Origin of the sequence: Paraburkholderia sp. SIMBA_054, assembly GCF_046534875.1 — a bacterium.
Classification (GTDB): domain Bacteria; phylum Pseudomonadota; class Gammaproteobacteria; order Burkholderiales; family Burkholderiaceae; genus Paraburkholderia; species Paraburkholderia hospita.
Map to the genome: position 1 here is coordinate 1 of NZ_JAWRXV010000365.1, position 358 is coordinate 358.

The 358-nt window shown below is 60.6% G+C and carries 1 protein-coding gene; it reads right to left on the reverse strand.

The features are described 5' to 3' along the window. Positions 1-358: helicase-related protein (locus SB822_RS55510; RefSeq protein ID WP_410858899.1), on the reverse strand; the 358-nt coding region annotated here is incomplete at both ends.

The following is a 358-nucleotide window of genomic DNA, read 5'->3' on the forward strand; positions in this document are numbered from 1 at the left end:
GTTCGCGCTCCCCAATTTCACGGGCGTAGAATGCGTCTGCGTCGCTGCTGACGATTGCCCGCATCACCGGATGATCCGGCTGGTAGGTCTGGATCAGTCCGAGGCTCTTGCGACCGGTTCGACCGGCGCGTCCCGTCACCTGATTGAGAAGCTGGAAGGTGCGCTCAGCCGCGCGGGGATCGCCATTGGCAAGCCCCAGATCGGCATCCACGACACCCACCAATGTCATGTTGGGAAAGTTATGCCCCTTGGCAACAAGCTGCGTGCCGATCACGATATCCGCCTCGCCTTTTGCGATAGCATCGAGTTCCAGCCGCAGCCGCTTCACGCCGCCTGCCATATCAGACGAAAGGACTAT